The sequence below is a fragment of the Pirellula sp. SH-Sr6A genome, from assembly GCF_001610875.1.
Lineage (GTDB): Bacteria > Planctomycetota > Planctomycetia > Pirellulales > Pirellulaceae > JBKCUI01.
On sequence record NZ_CP011272.1, the window covers coordinates 6081999 to 6100141 of the forward strand.

The following is an 18143-nucleotide window of genomic DNA, read 5'->3' on the forward strand; positions in this document are numbered from 1 at the left end:
CTAACCCGGACGCCGTAGCTCGTAAAGTTTTCACCCGAGGGCCGCCCGCCATTCGAAATTGCAATACGGGTTTCCATCCATCCCCATCTTATCGAATCACCCCGAATCTCCTACTCGAGTTTCTTGTCCTTGACTCCAACAACCATATAGTGGCGTGGCATTGTTTCCGACACAACCTCTGCCCTAAATCCGCCCTTTTCTAGCTGCACGATTACATCATCTGGCGACAATCGCATCTCTTTCGGTGGGCCCGTTTCGGCATCAATCGCATAATCCACAACTACGAAACGTCCACCTGGTCTCAATCCGTTATAAACCTTCTGAGCGTAAGCTTCTTGACCCGCCACGTGATGCCAGGTGTCGAGCGTTACAACCGCATCGACACTTGCAGGTGCCAACTCAGGATCATGGAATCCGACCTTATTCGGTACGATTTTGGCCGGGCCAAGTTGAGTCATATGGTCGGTCAGATAACCGATTATCGCGGATTCTGCGTCCACGGCGATCACCGTACCGTCTTGCCCCACAACTTTGCTCAAATGCGCCACCATGTACCCCGTCCCTGCTCCTATGTCGGCGACTGTCTGTCCCGATTCCAACGATAAAGCTCCAATAATCTGCTCGGGATGCTGCCATTCGTCACGAGTGGGATCATTCCATTTCTTGGCAAGCTCCTTTGGATTGGCAAAAGCATGCCGATGATCCGCATGTCGGTTTTCATGAGAGCTGGACTCGTCTCGAGTGGATTTGGCTTCGTGCGCCAGCTCCTGATGGAGCGTTGTGTTTATCTTCGACTTTTCCACGGCGACATCTTCCTTTCGGCTGCAACCTGTATGATTCAAAACCCATACGGACAATAGAATTACGACTTGAAACCTTCTCATCGATTCACGACTCGTTCGGTAAATGGAATGCTCTCGCGGTTTCGGAAATGCAACCTGCCGAGATCAACAGAGATAAATGAGGTGTTTGTCCGTCACGGTGAAGCTCCGAATTACTCCGAAGCACGATGCCAATTCGTTTTGGTTCGCTTGGCACCACCTCTCGATTCGATCCTCGCTCGACAATCAGCACTCAATTCGGCCAATGTGACATTACCCAACCTGCTCAGCAGTATCCTTTCCGCATCGTCGAATGATTGTTGAAGCGCTGCGTTGACAGCCTGCTCCACAAGACATTTAGGAGCATCGGTTCGATTGCCGATCGCAAGCAGCGACGGACTCCCAACCGCGTCGTAGATATCTTTCAAAGTCACCTTGGCGAAATCGCATGAAAGGGTCCAACCGCCACCGTGCCCTTTTTCCGATTGAACGTACCCCTGATCCCGAAGCCCCGCCATGATCCGGCGCACCACAACGGGATTGGTATCCATCATTCGGGAAAGATCTTCAGACGTCACCGGCCCATCGCGCTCCGCCATGTGCAGAAGGATGTGAAGTACACCGGAAAGCTTGCTGTCGCGTCTCATGCAACTTATGTTATTGCGTGACTCCGGTTTCGTCAAGAGTCGTTGCTGCAGGTATGTGCGTCGATGGCTTGGCGATCAAGATAAAAGCGGCAAAAACAGGGAACGATCCCTCGCCCCAACAACCTCCGCGGTCAACATCCGCGGTCAACCTACTCAAAGAATCGGGAGTCGTACTACGGACTACTAAAGCCCGAGACGAGGTTTGAAACCACTGTCGCCCGCGCGGAGAACGTGTCGGGCCAGCATTAGAGGATCTCTCCCCTCGCAGCACGGTATCCGAATTTGTCGTGCCTCCACTCCAACAGCACAGAAACCCATTGCACATCACCCAATCAGACCATCCTTAACACGTTGCCCCGCATCAGGAGTGTTCAGGAACGCATTGGCTACTTTTCCGACAACGAAGTCGGAGTGCGCAATCGATACCCAATTCCCTGCTCCGTGAGCAGGAACTGCGGCCGACTCGGATTGGGTTCGAGTTTCTTTCGCAGATTGGCCATGAATACGCGAACATAGTGTGGCTCATTAGCCGAGCCAGGCCCCCACACTTCCTTCAGAAGATACTGGTGAGTCAGGACTCGACCGCAATTGCGAACCAGTATCGCAAGCAGATCAAACTCAATCTTCGTGAGCTTTACTTCGGTCTGGTCAACAAACACTTGTCGTGTTGCTAGATCACCATGGACTTGGCCAAAGTGAAAAGTATGGTCTTGATCTGCGCCCGGAGGACGCATCGAACGACGTAACGCGCTACGTATCCTCGCAAGCAACTCGCCAACTCCGAAGGGCTTAGTGAGATAGTCATCTGCACCGGCATCCAATGCCTGAATCTTGCTCTTCTCTTCGCCTCGCGCTGACAGAACGATGATCGGAATCGTGGACCAGCTGCGAACCGACTCAATGACAGTGATGCCATCCGAGTCAGGCAATCCAAGATCCAGCAACGCAATCGCGGGGTGCTCCTGGGTTAGGAGACGCAAGCCATCTTTAGCCGTGGTTGCTGCCACGACACGAAATCCCTCCACTTGAAGTGAAGCCGTGAGGAACTTCTGAATCGGAGCTTCATCCTCAATCACGACGATAACCGGGGCACTGGAGTCAGCCATTACTTTACTCGTCGAAGTCCTGAGTGATGCGGGGAGGAATGGAATCGTGCGGAATGGTAAAGCGTATCACCGCCCCGCCGCCTCCGCGGTTTCTCGCCGTGATTGTACCCTTGTGGGCATGTACAATCGCCTCGCAAATGGCCAAGCCTAATCCTGTGCCCCGACGATCTATATTCGGGCCCGACCCTCGATTGAATTTTTCGAAGATTTTAATCTCATCCCCTGGCCGTATACCACTCCCGCGATCAGCAACTTCGATGGCAATACCATCGTTGACCTGTTCGCTCTTGATTTCGATTGGCGTCTGATTTGGCGAGTATTTCAACGCATTGTCGAGCAGATTGACGAGTAGCGTCTCCAGAAGAATCTCATCACCATGAATGAGTGGCATATCTCCTTCCATTTGCACTTTGATCTCCCGACCTTCCAAAACGGGATTGAGCCGGTGCAACGCCGAACCGATCACTTCCTCGACGGGCAACCACTGTCGATGGATCTGGATGTTACCGCTTGATAAGCGGGTCATGTGCAGCAGGTTTTCGACCAACCGTGTCAGCCGTTGCGACTCATCGACGATTGTCTCCAGCAATGCGTGATTCCCAGCGTCGAGTGACTCTCTTTGAATATTCGCATCGAGACTGCTCGCGGCACCAGCTATTGCCGCCAGGGGGGTCCGAAGATCGTGCGAGACTGCGCTCAAAAGGGAACTGCGCAGTTTTTCTGTCTCGGACTCCAATTCAGCTCGCTGCGACCTCTCTGTCAAATTGTTGCGTTCGATCGCGAACGCAATCTGTGTTGCATACGTCTCTAGTAGCTGCTTCGCATCGATCGAAATTTGTTGATTGGGTTTCGACGACTGGATCGCCATCACTCCAGCCACGTTGTCAGGGGTAGAGAGTGGGATATAGAACGCTTCGGAACTGGGCAATGTATTTGTTCCAGCACCGGCAGGATCGTTATGGTCCAGCACCCACTGTGCTGTCGCAAACTCTTTCGCGCTCGCTGCAAAGCTGGCGGCATGTCCCAGCATGGGGCGTACCTGGCGATCTTTGTCAGGCAAATAAATCACCGTGTGTGCGTCGAAGACTTCCGCGATGATTTGTTCCGTTTCCCGCAACAAATCCGTTGTTCTAGCGGTATTGGCTAACCGACGACTAAGTCGATAAAGCGCCTCGGCCCTCCGTTCATTTCGACGGGCTATTTCCGCTTGATTTCGAATTCGAGCAGTAAGAGAGCTGGCCAGTAGGCCGACGATCAACATCACGGCAAAAGTGACCAAGTACTGGCTATCGTAGACCGTTATCCGGTAGTGAGGTGGCGTGAACAGGAAATCAAAAGCCAACACCGACGCGATGGCGGAAAAAATCGAAGGCAGTCTTCCAAGCCTTGCTGCAGTCGCTACGACCGAAAGCAAGTAAACCATCACCAAGTTGACTTCTGAAAACCCAACTTGATTCATCAATAGCGTAATGATGGTCGCAACAATCGTGTAGCAGCCCGCCTCAAGCCAAGTCCAAACGTTACCATGAGACGTGTTTGGGTGCCAACCCGGGCTGGCGTCTTGCGCTTCGTCGAGACCTCGAACCACAACGACGTCCATATTGCCGCTGTCGCGGAGCAATCGATCGACCAACGACGCTGCGCGAGACCACCAGTGATGCCCGGTATCACCTGTCTTGCCAACCACAATCTTCGTTACATTGCGACTCGAAGCGTACGCGATCAACGCTTGGCTAACATCGTCACCGGATGCCTGAACGATTTCGCCACCTAGGCTTTCGGCAAGCTTCAAATTGCGATGGAGCTGCTGGCGATCGCCGTCGCTCCATCGAGCGGCAGCCGACGACTCAATATGCAATGCAATCCAGGGCGATTGAAGACGATCCGCAAGCCGTTTGGCTGCTCGCACCACTTTGGCTGACGATGGACTCGGACCAACACAAACCAGCAATCGCTCATTGGTTGGCCAAGGACGATTGCTTGCACTTCCGAGCCTCGCGATTTCTACGTCTTCGTGCACTCGGTCGGCAGCGTGTCGTAACGCCAACTCCCGAAGTGCCACGAGGTTATGCTTGCGAAAAAACTTTTCTAGCGCGAACGCGGCTTGTGTGGGAACATAGATTTTCCCTTGGCGTAAACGCTCCAAGAGATCGTCGGGGGAAACGTCGATAAGCGTAACCTCATCAGCCCGCTCCAGAACGGAATCTGGCACCGTTTCGCGGACCTGGACTCCACTAATTTCAGCAATGACATTATTCAGCGACTCGATATGCTGTACGTTCAGAGTTGAAAGGACATTTATTCCTGCTGCGAGTAGTTCTTCCACATCCTGCCAGCGCTTCGCGTGACGCCCACCCATTGCGTTAGTATGAGCAAGCTCATCCACCAGAATGAACTCAGGCTTGCTGGCCAGCGCCGTATCTAAATCAAATTCCCGTAGTATCGAACCGCGGTATGAAACTTCTAGTGGGGGCAATACTTTGAGCCCTTCCGTTAAGACCTGAGTCTCGGGGCGAGCATGTGGCTCAATGTATCCAAGCACAACGTCACGCCCCTCCCGCTTCATCGCCTGAGCAGCTTGAAGCATTGCATAGGTCTTGCCTACACCGGCCGCATAGCCCAGGAACAATCGCAACTTGCCTGCCGAGGATGCGAATGGAGCTGCATCGGAATCCGAACGAATTCGAGCCAGCATCTGCTCGGGCGTCGGTCGCTCTTGCTCGTTCATCGCGTCCGATCCACATCTTCCGTTGCAACCAGCGGGAGCGTGTCAGCGTCAGGTACCCTCTCCAACAAAGTTGCAGCAACTGACAAATCACCAAACCGGGAACTAACGCGTTTCGGTTGATGGATCGAATCCAGCATCAAATTGAACTCGAAAACGTTGACGAACCCCTCGGGAGCTGCGGTATTGGTCAACTCAGAAGCTGCCTGCCTTTGCAATAGATCTTGGAGGATGGAAATGTCTACCTGTCGGCTCATGGCTATTCGGTCTGCTTGAATCAGGGCGGCCGCAAGGCTTATATGGGGGTCCAATCCTGACCCTGACGCCGTGACCAAATCAGCAGGGATCGTAGCCCCATTTTTCAAGGCGTAATTCGATAGTATCGCTTTCGCCCGTTTGCGAATATCAGGATTGGTAGGCGACATATTACTTCCGCCCGCACCCGCAGCATTGTAATCGACTGCCGATGGTCTGGGCCATAAGTACTCGGGGCGGGAGAACTTCTGCGCCACTAGTCGAGAACCGACGACTTTTCCGTCGCTCCCATAAACCAAACTGCCGAGGCGTTTCTCTGGCGCAATCACAGTTGCAGCCGCAAGCACCAGAGCCGTGTATGCGATAACACAAACGCTGATTGTCAGCCCTGTCAGCCGAAGCGCACGAATGAATTCAGTAAACACCCTATTCTCTCCTTCAAGTTGATAAATTTTAAATCCAACCCACCGCAACCAACATCCAATCGATGGCTTTGATACCAACAAAGGGAACAATCAATCCGCCGAGCCCGTAGACAAGCAGGTTCGTTCCTAGCAGTGCGTCTGCTCCGATAGGACGATACTTCACACCCTTGATGGCGATAGGAATAAGTAGCGGTATGATCACTGCATTGAAGATAACGGCAGCGAGAATGGCACTCCTGGGAGTCGCTAACCCCATAATATTGAGGGGTGCTAGGTGTGGCATGGCACTCATGAATACCGCGGGAATGATCGCAAAGTATTTGGCGACATCATTCGCGATACTGAACGTTGTCAGTGCACCGCGAGTCATCAGCATCTGCTTTCCCGTCGCGACAACATCGATCAACTTGGTCGGATTAGAGTCCAAGTCAACCATATTTCCAGCCTCTTTCGCTGCCTGCGTTCCCGAGTTCATCGCAACGGCCACATCGGCTTGAGCAAGTGCGGGCGCGTCGTTGGTCCCGTCGCCGGTCATGGCCACCATATGCCCCTCGCTTTGGTAACGGCGGATCAGTTCCAATTTCGCCTCAGGTGTCGCTTCTGCTAGGTAATCGTCAACGCCCGCTTCTGCTGCAATCGCTGCGGCTGTAAGTGGGTTGTCGCCGGTGATCATGACCGTCTTGATCCCCATTCGCCGCAGTTCGATGAATCGCTCTTTGATTCCCCCCTTCACGATATCTTTCAAATAGACAACACCTAGGGCTTGATCATTCTCAGCGACGACGAGCGGCGTCCCTCCCGCTTTTGCAATGCATTCGGCTTCTGACTTCACTTCGCGCGGCAGTTCCCTACCGTGCGCCGCTAGGTGGTTTGCGATCGCATCGACCGCACCTTTACGAATGACGCGACCTTCGAGATTGAGTCCGCTCATTCGAGTCCGAGCGCTAAATGGCACAACCTCGGCAGCCATTTCCTCGAGTGATTGCCCCCGAAGACTGTATTGGTTCTTCGCGAGAATAACAATACTGCGGCCTTCGGCTGTTTCGTCTGCCAAGGAAGCAAGCTGGGCGACCGTCGCCAGACGCTTCTCGTCGATTCCAGGTGCGGGGATGAACTCGGCGGCTTGACGATTTCCCAGCGTTATCGTTCCCGTTTTGTCGAGTAGCAACACGTCCACATCACCGGCTGCTTCTACAGCACGTCCCGACATCGCCATCACGTTCGCTTGGCTAAGTCTCGCGATACCAGCGATCCCAATAGCGGCAAGCAACGCGCCGATTGTGGTTGGAATCAAACAAACCAACAGAGCCACCAGAGTAGGAATATCGATCGTGACGTTAAAGTAGGTAGCTATGGGATACAGCGTTACGCAGACCAACAGAAACACCATGGTTAATCCTGCCAGCAGAATCGTGAGCGCAATCTCGTTGGGTGTCTTGCTGCGATTAGCCCCTTCCACCATCGCGATCATGCGATCCAGAAAGCTTTCCCCTGGCTTGGCGGTAACTTTTACGACGATGTGATCTGAGACCACTCGCGTTCCGCCCGTCACAGCGCTCCGGTCTCCGCCGCTCTCGCGAATTACCGGAGCGCTCTCGCCAGTGACGGCACTCTCGTCAACGAGCGCAATCCCTTGCACAACTTCGCCGTCAGCCGGAATCGTTTCGCCTGGACGAACTACTACGTAATCTCCAACCTTTAGCGTGGAGGCCGGCACTTCATCGATAACACGTCCTGCGATCTCCGCTACTTTATTCGCCGTCACATCTTTGCGAGCGGAGCGCAAACTAGCAGCTTGAGCTCGCCCACGGGCTTCTGCAACCGACTCTGCAAAATTTGCGAACAACACGGTAAACCAGAGAATGACGGTCAATCCCAAGAAGTACGAAGCGGCCTCTCCTCCTGCAAAGATGGCTTCGGCCGTGATCAAAGTCGTTAACGCAGCTCCAACCTCAGCGATGAACATCACTGGGTTTTTGGCCATGCGCACGGGGTTGAGCATCTCGAACGATCTGAAGATAGAGGGAACGAGCATGCTCCAGTTAAACAGTTCTGGTCTTGGTCGATGGGAAGGTTGTCCCGGTTGACCTGAACTGGGTTGGCTCGAGCTCGGCTCGACGGAGACGGTAGACATCTTTTTCACTCCAATTGTTGATTGCGATGGTTTATTGAGCAGTCTGCAATTGCTCGGCGATCGGTCCCAAGACGGCGAGCGGCAAGAACAAGAGCGCTCCAACTATCAACACCGTTCCAAGCAGAATGACACAAAACAACCATGAGTCAGTACGGAAGGTGCCTGCGCCCTCAGGCGTCGCCCGCTTGCTACTGAGCGATCCGGCGATCGCCAGCGGTGCGATGATCGGGATGAAGCGAGCGAACAACATCACAAGACCGGTAGCAATGTTCCAAGGCGGTGTGTTGTCTGCAAGTCCTTCGAAGCCTGATCCGTTGTTGGCTGCGGCTGAGCTGAACTCGTAAAAAATTTGGGTCAGGCCGTGGCTGCCTGGATTGCTGATTGTGCCCCTACCCCATGCTGTAGCAGCGAAAAGAGCTGTTCCCCCCAGAATAAACAGCGGATGGGACAGAATCGTTAGCAAAGCTAACTTGATCTCAAAGGCTTCAATCTTCCTAGCAAGATACTCAGGGGTTCGCCCCACCATCATGCCAGCCAAGAACACCGACATAACAATGAACATGAACATATTCAACATACCAACGCCCACACCACCGAACTCCACGTTGAGCCACATGCCGGTCAACGGAGCGATGCTAGTCATAGGATTTAGGCTGTCATGCATAGCATTGACTGAACCGTTTGATGTCGAAGTCGTTGATACCGCCCAGACAGGTCCAGCTAACGTTCCAAATCGAAGTTCTTTGCCTTCCAAATTGCTTGATGATGCAATGGGCAGGCTATCCAAAGCCTTTGTCGACTGCTGCTCACAGATGCTCGCGTACGCGATGAATCCAACGAACAGGATTAGCATCACTCCAAAGACTGCATGCGAGTGACGTAAGCGTCCGGTGACGCGCCCAAACATCCATACACTAGCCATTGGGATCAAAATGATGGAAAAGTTGCTGATGACGTTGGTCCAGAAAGTCGGATTCTCCAATGGATGCGTACTATTTGTGCCAAAAAAACCACCGCCGTTGGTGCCTAATTGTTTGATTGCCACAAAGGCAGCCACTGGACCGCGGGCAATGGTCTGTGTCGCTCCTTCGAGCGTCGTTGCCTCCACTGCACCAGCCAATGCCATCGGCACGCCACTGACAGCCAAACACAATGCCACAACGATTGCCAAGGGTAAGAGAACCAGAAACGAAGCTGTAGCCACGTCACGATAGAAATCCCCCATAATCTTCGCGCCCGCCATGACCCGTGCAACCGCCACGAGCACTGCGAGACCAGTGGCTGCCGAAACGAATTGCAACCACATAAGAGATAGTTGCGAGAAGTAACTTAAGGCGACTTCACCGGAGTAATGCTGAAGGTTCGTATTGGTGACAAACGAAATCGCTGTGTTAAACGCGAGCGTTGGCTCTAAGCCAACTTTCTTATCTGGGTTGAGGGGCAAGTAGTCTTGAAACGAGAGTACAGCGTAAACGAGCACGAACATCCCGTAGTTGAACACGAGCATACTACGACAATAGCCAGACCAAGTGCCTGTAGTAGACAGATCGATTCGCCCCAGCCCCAAGTCGAGCCAGTGATGCCAGCGTCGAATAAATGGTGAGGGGCTCTGGGAATCGAACGCCCATTGCATGTAACGAGACAGCGGCCAAGCCATCGCGACTGCCATGCCCAATATCAGAACAAATGGAATCCAAGTATTCATGACGATCACGTTCTCCTAAAACTTCTCAGGGCGTAACATCGCGTAGGTCAGATAGACGAATGACAGAACAACCACCAAAATGACGATGGCATTCATAGGGCACCTCGCGATCGTTCGATCCAGTGGATCAGTGACCAGAGAAGTGCGAACCCACAGGTCGCGATCAGGAACATGGTTAGCGTCGGCATTGCGAACTCCTTCAGTACGAGAAACTGAGAAGAAGTATCGCCATGTCGATATTAAGCGCGCATCAAAAGCGTCTGCGGAGGTATCAAAGTTTTATCAAGACGGGGCCCATTACCCTTAAGCAAATCTCCTCGCTCGGCGCATTTCTAGCCATCGTTTCCTTCTCCCGCCACCATCCACCGCTTCACGTCACCTTGCGGTTCCATCCGTCCACCAATCCGCTGGCGGGCGTTTGCGTCCGGTCCCATCCCTCTTATCAGCCGTCAGGCGTCTACGACCTCATGCAACACACCATCCACCTCGTAGAAACAATCGGATCGCCCGAGTTTCGCCCTGAACTCGACGCCCCAGCATCTCCCTACCTGCAGTCCGGTCTGTTCGGTGTTCTACACAATGGTGGTGAAGGATTTCTTTTTTCTTGATTTCAAAAAGGGTTCGTCGCCTGCCTACCCTGATGTACAAGGTATCGATGCAGTCGTTTCTCTCCATGATAACTGCACTTCAATCCGATCGCCGGGCCGAAGATCGCGCCGTCCGGCACTGAAGATCCGCGACCAACGAAAAATGGTAAGATACGGGTCGCAGGGAACACCCATCCAAAACGCAAAGTTCAAACAACACCCATCACCCTCCACGACGACTGGCAAAAATCGATGGCCAAGTTGTCGCCAGCCTTGCATTTCGGTATTATCCCTTTGAATGCACCCCACCTTTCCTTCCTTCCTCCAGCCCTCCCCTATCCTCCACATCGGTCTTGAATACTTCGAATGTGTTCCGAGACGGAATGGATCCACGAGACCTGCGCCAAGATCGCATTGCAATTCCCGTATTCTTAGAGAGATACAGCACCGATGATGACTACCCAATTTCTCTACCGAATCGCTTTCCTCGCCACGGTATGGATCACTGTAAGCACGCTCGAGGCTGCCGAAAAAGAGCCATTCCATTTTGGCCACCGTGGGGGCGCACACGAATTTGAAGAAAACACACTCTTCGCTTTCAAAAGTTGCTACGAAAAAGGGATCCGGGGTTTCGAGCTTGATGTGCGCATGACCAGCGATGGGGAATTGGTCGTATTGCACGATGATTCCCTGGATCGGACGCATCACGGTACGGGGCCAGTCGAATCGCTGAAGGCCGCCGAGGCCCGGAAAGTTCACTCCAAGAAACAGAACGAGCCGCTGCTGTTCCTGGACACTCTGCTTGCCTTCTTGAAAGACAAGCCAGGCATGTACGTGGAGTTTGAGATGAAGACCAGCAACAAGGATCTCTATCCTGATTCCCGCATAGCCGAGTATGCCGCCAAGTTGCATGAGAAAGTCACGGCGTTTGTTCCCGCAGGCTCTACCTACGTATTCACCTCGTTCGACCAACGCCCCCTAAAGGCGATTAAGCAAGTTGACGCCAATGCCGACATCATGCTGATCAAAGGAGGTCCGCTGACTCCCGAACTAATGGCGGCGGCGAGAGCAATCGGCTCGAAGCGAATCGCGGCCAAGATGGAAGGTACGACGCGATTGGCTGTGAAAGAGGCCCAAAAGCAAGGTTTCATCGTGACCGGTTGGCCGGGCCATAATCTCAACGATTACTTTCTTGGGCTCGGTTTAGGCGTGGACGCGATCTGCAGTGATGTCCCTGTGCAAGTACAGGAATACATCGACACGAAGCGCAGTCGGTAGAGGGGCAGCCGGGGCTGGGCGGTTTGTCCATGGCTTCCCGGGCAATTGAGTTTGACCCGGGGAACCGCCGGTTCGAGTGTGAACGGGATATTGGATCTACCGGTGCAACGGTCGTAGCGCTACGCTTTTTTGCAACCGAACGATAACGAATCCCTATGGATTGGCATCCCGATCCATTTCGATTCTGCGTCAATCCCTTGGCAATGCACGAGATAGATCGTTTTCCGATGTGGTTCAGCGCAGCGGTGCATCACGGTCACCAGTGATGTACTTGTTAAGCAAACCAAACCACACGGTAGGACCATTTTAACAGTACTTGGCTTCCAGAACCCTCGATGATCGAGTCGCCCTGTTCTCGAACGCAATGATCGCGATGGTCTTCCCGAGGCGCAGGTGGCTATGTTGGCCTCCCATCGGATCCGTCTGATGATGAGACCGCGACTTTCCAAGTTCTTTCGCAGATGGAGGATAGTCCTTAAGGCCCGAAGACGTTTTCACGCTCCAGGGGTAGTTGAAAGCCGTCCGAAATCCTGGTCATGTAGAGTCCTCGACAAAGCCACCAGAAGATTCCCATGGCTTTCTTGTCGCCCCAGTCAGAGCGAAGCGTTTGGTAGTCTTGCTGGCTGATTAGCCATGGGGTAGTACTCAGTTTTCTCGCGAACGCATACGCTCGCTGCTCTTCTGGAGGGAATGCAGACCAATCGCTTTCGGCGAGTAGTTTCGTTCGGTTCGCTGTTGCCTCTTTCGACAAGCCGGCCACCTCGAGCAACATCTCGCAGTGCCCCATGCAATAGCTACATTCCACAGCCCGCGTCTGCACCCAGAACAAACTCTCTTCCAAAATCCGTGGCGATGGACACTCCGACCAATGCGTTCGCGTGCTTATGGTCCATGGAATTGCGAGCTCAGGAACGTACCCATAATTGATAAGACTCCAGCGAATCGCTGTAGGTTTTGATGACATCGGTGCCGGTAACTTGTCCTGAACCTGGTCCCATGCGGGAATGGGAAGCCTCGCTTTTCGGTCACGCTGAACCTCAAGTCCTTTTTGCAACTGACCAAATGTGATGCCGTTCCAATCCTTACCTGGAGGCGATATAGCAACTCCATCTGCTATGTATTGATCCTGCCCATTATCGGGTGGAAGCAATGGGGCAATCTGCAGTGCTCCATCCACAAATCGAACATCGCAGGGAGGCAATGGACCGTTTTCCTCTATCGAGAGATTTAGTCCCAGAATGATTCGATCCTGAAAGTTTCCATAGGCGGCCAGAAGAACCATGGCAGCAACCGCGCGATCGCCGTAGTGCTCCTTCAACCGATCGAAGAGGTCGTCGTCGATCTTGGACGCTTCGGTAGAAAGTTGCTTCACAAACTGCATGGCTTCTTGCTCGGGCTTGGAGCCGGCAGGGAATCCTTGCATGAAAGCTCCAATGTCCTCTTGTTTGCCACCACTTCGTCGCAGGTCGGCTAAGGCATACGCCATTGAATAGTCGCAGTGATTTGCCTGTGCAATGCACCATCGGAGTTTGGCTCTCAACTTCGGGTCGAGCGGACTTCGCAACCGGTGGGCGGCGTCAAGCTCCAACATAGCAGCTGTAGTTCTCGGAAGTTCCGCTGCGACGGCCCGCGCCCATATCGGCAAAGCCCCCTTCACTCCCGCCTTTAACTCGGGTAAGCGTTCCCAAGTTTGTTGATCACTGAGCAAAGGAACAAAAGGCTGTTGCTTGGCTTCATTGTCCAAAACAGACATCATGATTGCTTGCTCGACTTCTCCGGGTCGGAAACCAAACGGTCCGCGAGAAGATCTGTACAAAACTCTTCCATTGCGGTCTAAGACGTAAACGCGACCAGGCATCGCGCTGTATTGGTTCCCAACGGTATCGTCGATAGAGTCGACCAAAAGTGGCATGCGATAGTTGAGTTTGGTTGCACAAGTTTGCGCAACGGCAATTCGTTCCTCAAAGGTCTTGGGTTGAGGAAGCCTAACACCCATTCGAGAGTTCGACTCCATAATCCATCCATCTTCGGGATGGGCTTCGCGAACGTAGATTCCAAAGCAATGAATCCGTCCCTTCAAGGAATGGCACACGTCATCCAGCTCGCGGTAGAACCGACGGAACGGACCGCAGGTGTAGTTTCCAAAAATCAATACGATCGGCTTATCATGATAGTGTTTAGATAGCCGAATGGTCTCCTTACCATCCTGAGTTTTCAACTCAAAGTCCGGTGCGACCTCATTCAGAGATGGACCTTCGAAAAACGATCCTAGCTCGCTCTTGAAGAATCCCTCGAGCAATCTCCTTCGAGTCGGCTCGTCGCCTGGCAAATAGGGAGGTCGCCCCTTACCAATAGGTATAGCTCGCCTAAATGAATCGATACTGAGATGGGTTTCGTCTTTCCTCGCGCTATCAAAGAACGCCATCCATTCGTCTCGATTGACCTGCGAGTCGCCTGATTGATCTATGAATCGAAAGAATTGATTAGCTACCCCCATTTCGCGCATGTACATACTGTCTGGGGACCAATCGAAGTCTCCTGACTCGAGCTTTCCATCTCCGTTCCTATCGATGCGATCAAACAAGAATGGATCTCCAACGAAACCCTTCTTTTCCAAAGCCATGGATTCGTCAATCCTGAATCGACCCGCTAACCAACTCCAAGAGTGCAGCAATTGAGGGTCTTTGAACCAACCGTTTCCGATTCCCATCGCATCGTCGCGCAGAATTCCGAGCAACATTGCCAACGCTTCAGTCGGTTTACCCTCGATCGATTTTTCAATGCGATCCGCAAGTCTCTTGCACGCTTCGTCGTCGTCAGAAACGGACAAACATTCTCGCTCTAGCGACGAGAAGTCCTGATTGAACCACGGTTTTGACGGTACCTGTCCTAAACTCGCCTGCATGGCCCCTACAAAAAAGAACACGGCTACCAAAACAAATCGAAGGTATTTCATAGTATTCGCCTGATGTTACTGTCTTTTCATGAAGCGTTTACCGTCACGGTGATCCGTAAGTGCTTCGCTTGGTAGTAAACAGAATAAACCTAGAATCGATGCCATCTCACGATCGCTGACGGCTCGTTTCATCGCCCCAAACTCGATCATCTCGGGTGATGAACCGAAAACGCGAGGGAGCTTCGGAGGTTGCCTAGAACCTCGTTAATTCAAAACGACTTGGACGCGTCGATTTGAGTGCTGAGCCACGCCATCACCCACCACTTGGTCGGCCACCAATCCTCTCTATTGTGTCCCACCGATGTCTTGAGCGATGATTCCGCTAGGTGTTTTGGATAAGTTCCTAATCGACTTCAACTCGTTGCAAAAACTCCATCTCGGATGGAGCCGTTCGATGGCTTATTCCTCATCTCCCAGCGTCGCAGCAGGATGACTCACCCTGCTGCGAAGTCCCACCCCTATCAGCGATCGAGAGCTTCCAGCGGTAACTGTGTCGCTTCTGTCAGACGATTGAAGAACGCTGCTTGCGTGGTCACATAAACCGCCTCAGCAACCCGTTTGTCGTCCATGATCGATTGCATGGCATAAAAATCCTCATCGCTGATCAAGGCAGGATTGGCGGCAATCGTTCTTGCGAATCGAACGAGAATCTTATCTTGCTGTTGCTGTTTGGTAGGAGTTTTGGATTCGGACTTTGACTCTGCGCCTAGCGAGTCCAACGCGCGTATATCCGAATCGGACCACCTAAGCTTTTTCAATCCATGGACTGCATGGCCCAGCGCGTACCATGCTCGATCGTCTCGCGCCGAAACGTAAGCGATGATCGCCTTGGAACGAGGATCCAATGTCCCGGAAGTTTCAATTTTATACAGTGCAACAGCGCGTTCTGCGCCGGACTTCGGAAGAGTCGACAGGAGCCTAGTCCAGTGTTGGCTACTCCATTCTGGTGGCATGTCATTCGATGCGAGCCATGACCTAGTCGTTTCCTCATCCGATATCGAAACCAATGGTGTTCGTGCCGCGGTTGACGCAAGCTGTTTCTGTACTTCTTCCCAGCTCTCCCATTCGGGACGCGTTCGTTTGTGTGCGGGTACAAGACCTGTCCCTAAACCTCGCGCCGTTGGCGCAACGCGGCTGAGACTCTTTGCAAACTTCTCACTTGTGGGGCGTGTGAACTCGAAAAGAACATCTTGCTGAATTCGCATCGGACCGGTCCAACGATTGGTGGCATTGAAACCAGCGATCGTCACGATTAGCTCAACCACCTGTTTCTCGTTGAAATGCTTCTTCAATGCTGCTACGTCGTCTGCCGTAAACTCATGTGGATAGAAAGACAGCTTACTAGCAAACTCGAACGCAGCCTTCTGTTGGGGTTCAAAGTAATTCCAGTCGGCGTCGAGAGCTGCGAGCGTATCGTCCGAAACGCCTCGATTTGCCAATCCGGATTCTTGATGCCCTAAACAATAGGTGCAATTATTGCCCCGAGAGACAATCCAGAAAATCATGGTTCGAAAACTGGGATCAAGTCCTGATTCCGATACACGGGGTTGGTTGTTTGAAGCTCGCTGGATGTCGGCATCGAGGGAAAACCCATACTCGCTCAGATAATATGCCCGTGTCCTGGCGTTATTGGCCAACCCTAGGCGTCGAGGTGCCTCGCCCGTTTCTTTGGCCTTTGACTTTTGCGCTGCGATCAATTGAATCTCAGCTTCGGTTAGGGGTGGAGCGGGGAGTCGCGGCTTAGCCATCTTCGATTCATCGAGAACGCGTTTCACGTCGTCTCGTGTGACAGGGACGGGATCGATCTTGTAGCTCGATGCGGCAGGCTCGCTCGGTAGTCCCGCCGCTTCGGTAATCCGGTTGAACGCCGTCCGGGTGGTGGTATAGTTGATCGCTTGAACCGTATCCCGCGGCCCCGCTAAATCTACGGCTCGCTTTACCTCAGCGGCGGATAGAACCACGGGTGCATCTCCTAGCTTCTTGACCATATCGAACAGGGCCTGTTCGCGGGGCGTGAACGACTTCCAATCTCCATCGAGTGCAAAAATCTGTTCCTCGGATTGGTTCAGCTTGGTCAAATCGGCATAGGCCAAACTGAGGGCATACCATGCTCGATCCTGACGCGCAAGGATCCACGAAATCTGCGCCTTCAATAAACGACTTAGATCCCCATTCTCTTCCGCTGTTAACGTGGTAGCCACTCGACTCCCCCCAGAGACTGGGAACCGTGCCAGAAGCCGAATCCAATTGGGAACGGCTCCGGAATACGCTGCCGAGAGAGGAATCCGCTCGCGTGTGACATCTTCAGCGATCAAGGGAATTCTCGAAGTGCGATTCGCACACTCCAGCAGCTTTTTCTTCACATAGTCTATTGGCTCTAAGCGTGGCCGATTGCTAAACGTAGCCGTCGCAATCGATTCAGGTTCTGGGTTGTTTACCAATACGATCTTGCTCAGCTGCTTAGCAAACTCAGGAGAGGTTGGCGTCTCGTACGTTCCCGAAGGTCGGCTGGCATCAACTGTTTCCGATCCCTGTCGACCACCAAATCCCATGCTGAGCCCACCTCCATTCGCATTTTGAGGGACTGCCACAGCCTCTTTCCATCGATTGATCGAGTTATTGCCCGCCATCGAGAGGATCATCTCTAGAATTTGATCATCGCTGAAATACTTCCGTACATTCTGAATGTCCGCGTCGCTGAGCAAGTGCGGCTCAAGAGTAAACCGACGACCAAAAGCAAAAGCGGCCTGCGAACTCGGTTCGAATCTGTCCCATTGGCTGTCTAGCATCGCGATCTGGTCTTCGGTCCGACCAAGGCCCAGGAGCTTGCTCTCTTGGTGACCAATACAGTACTGGCAATTGTTGACGCGCGACACAATCCAAAACAACTCGACCTTCAAGGCTGCGTCGAGCGTGTAGAGAGGATCTTGTTGCCGTCCACCCAATGCCCCACCGCCCCCCGAGGAGTTAACTGGATTCGTTGTTGGGTTAGAAGTTCGACCGTCGGGAATTCCCTCACGGGTAGACGCGGTGTCACGGGATCCTCGGTCCCCTCGACTGCCAGGGCGTGGGTTTCGCGATGACTCGATTCCGTTCAAGTAGTGATATCGAAGTCGGCTTTCGTAACTATCGCTTCGTTCACCAAGTTTTTCTCGATCCTCGTCGGTTAATTCCGGCAGAGGAATCCGCGGTGTTCGCCTTTTGACGTCCTCAAGCAAACGCTTCATCTCGGGACGCGTTAAGGGAGTGGGCCGAATGCCTTCGAGCCCGTCTTCTGAATGAACGAACGACGAAGAACTGAACGCGATCGTTAGCGAGAACGCCAATAAATTACGAAAGAAAGTACGATGCATAATAGCAACCTTAAATGATTTGATGGAGATACGCCAATCGATCCAAACGGCGCCGTGCAGTGAAGCCGGGATTCGATTGAGTCATATTGAATTGTTGTCTTCAACAATTTTGGAATCGGCGCAGGAAAGGCCTATTGCCCGTCATGAAAAA

At 52.9% G+C, this 18143-nt stretch carries 12 protein-coding genes; 2 read left to right on the top strand and 10 right to left on the bottom strand.

The genetic code is table 11. The features are described from left to right. Window positions 1–110 precede the first annotated feature (110 nt). The 8 genes from VN12_RS23710 to VN12_RS26930 all read right to left on the bottom strand — a co-directional run bounded on the left by VN12_RS23710 (window position 111) and on the right by VN12_RS26930 (window position 9914). The gene (locus VN12_RS23710; protein WP_146679281.1) at window positions 111–884 is read right to left on the bottom strand and encodes a class I SAM-dependent methyltransferase; all 774 of its coding nucleotides are present in this window, start codon (window positions 882–884) and stop codon (window positions 111–113) included. 110 nt (window positions 885–994) lie between these two features. Then, window positions 995–1468 (bottom strand): Rrf2 family transcriptional regulator, encoded by a 474-nt coding sequence (locus VN12_RS23715; RefSeq protein ID WP_146679283.1) that lies wholly within the window; start codon window positions 1466–1468, stop codon window positions 995–997. Between the two features lie 386 nt (window positions 1469–1854). Further along, entirely contained in the window at window positions 1855–2574 is a 720-nt protein-coding gene (locus tag VN12_RS23720) for a response regulator (protein ID WP_146679285.1), read from the bottom strand. 4 nt (window positions 2575–2578) lie between these two features. Next, window positions 2579–5302, bottom strand: a complete 2724-nt coding sequence (locus tag VN12_RS23725; RefSeq protein WP_146679287.1) for a sensor histidine kinase — start codon at window positions 5300–5302, stop codon at window positions 2579–2581. Continuing rightward, the gene (locus VN12_RS23730; protein WP_205855131.1) at window positions 5299–5979 is read right to left on the bottom strand and encodes a potassium-transporting ATPase subunit C; all 681 of its coding nucleotides are present in this window, start codon (window positions 5977–5979) and stop codon (window positions 5299–5301) included. The genes VN12_RS23725 and VN12_RS23730 overlap by 4 nt, the downstream gene beginning before the upstream one ends. Before the next feature lie 28 nt (window positions 5980–6007). Then, window positions 6008–8113 (bottom strand): potassium-transporting ATPase subunit KdpB, encoded by a 2106-nt coding sequence (gene kdpB, locus VN12_RS23735; RefSeq protein WP_146679289.1) that lies wholly within the window; start codon window positions 8111–8113, stop codon window positions 6008–6010. A 31-nt stretch (window positions 8114–8144) separates the two neighbouring features. Then, a complete protein-coding gene (gene kdpA / locus VN12_RS23740; protein WP_146679292.1) occupies window positions 8145–9818 on the bottom strand; it encodes a potassium-transporting ATPase subunit KdpA in 1674 nt (557 codons plus the stop codon). Between the two features lie 15 nt (window positions 9819–9833). Continuing rightward, complete coding sequence (locus tag VN12_RS26930) at window positions 9834–9914, bottom strand: potassium-transporting ATPase subunit F (RefSeq protein WP_146680057.1); 81 nt, start codon at window positions 9912–9914, stop codon at window positions 9834–9836. A 134-nt stretch (window positions 9915–10048) separates the two neighbouring features. Between VN12_RS26930 and VN12_RS23750 the strand changes: the two genes are divergently transcribed. Both VN12_RS23750 and VN12_RS23755 read left to right on the top strand, forming a co-directional pair. Continuing rightward, window positions 10049–10426, top strand: coding sequence for a hypothetical protein (locus tag VN12_RS23750; RefSeq protein ID WP_146679294.1), 378 nt, complete (start codon window positions 10049–10051; stop codon window positions 10424–10426). Between the two features lie 429 nt (window positions 10427–10855). Continuing rightward, a complete protein-coding gene (locus tag VN12_RS23755) occupies window positions 10856–11683 on the top strand; it encodes a glycerophosphodiester phosphodiesterase (protein ID WP_146679297.1) in 828 nt (275 codons plus the stop codon). 475 nt (window positions 11684–12158) lie between these two features. On the opposite strand, the gene VN12_RS23760 is transcribed toward VN12_RS23755, so the two are convergent. Continuing rightward, a complete protein-coding gene (locus VN12_RS23760; protein ID WP_146679299.1) occupies window positions 12159–14639 on the bottom strand; it encodes a deiodinase family protein in 2481 nt (826 codons plus the stop codon). Between the two features lie 461 nt (window positions 14640–15100). Continuing rightward, window positions 15101–17992 carry a hypothetical protein gene (locus VN12_RS26290; protein WP_205855132.1) on the bottom strand — a complete coding sequence of 964 codons (2892 nt, stop codon included), beginning with the start codon at window positions 17990–17992 and terminating at the stop codon, window positions 15101–15103. Window positions 17993–18143 lie beyond the last annotated feature (151 nt).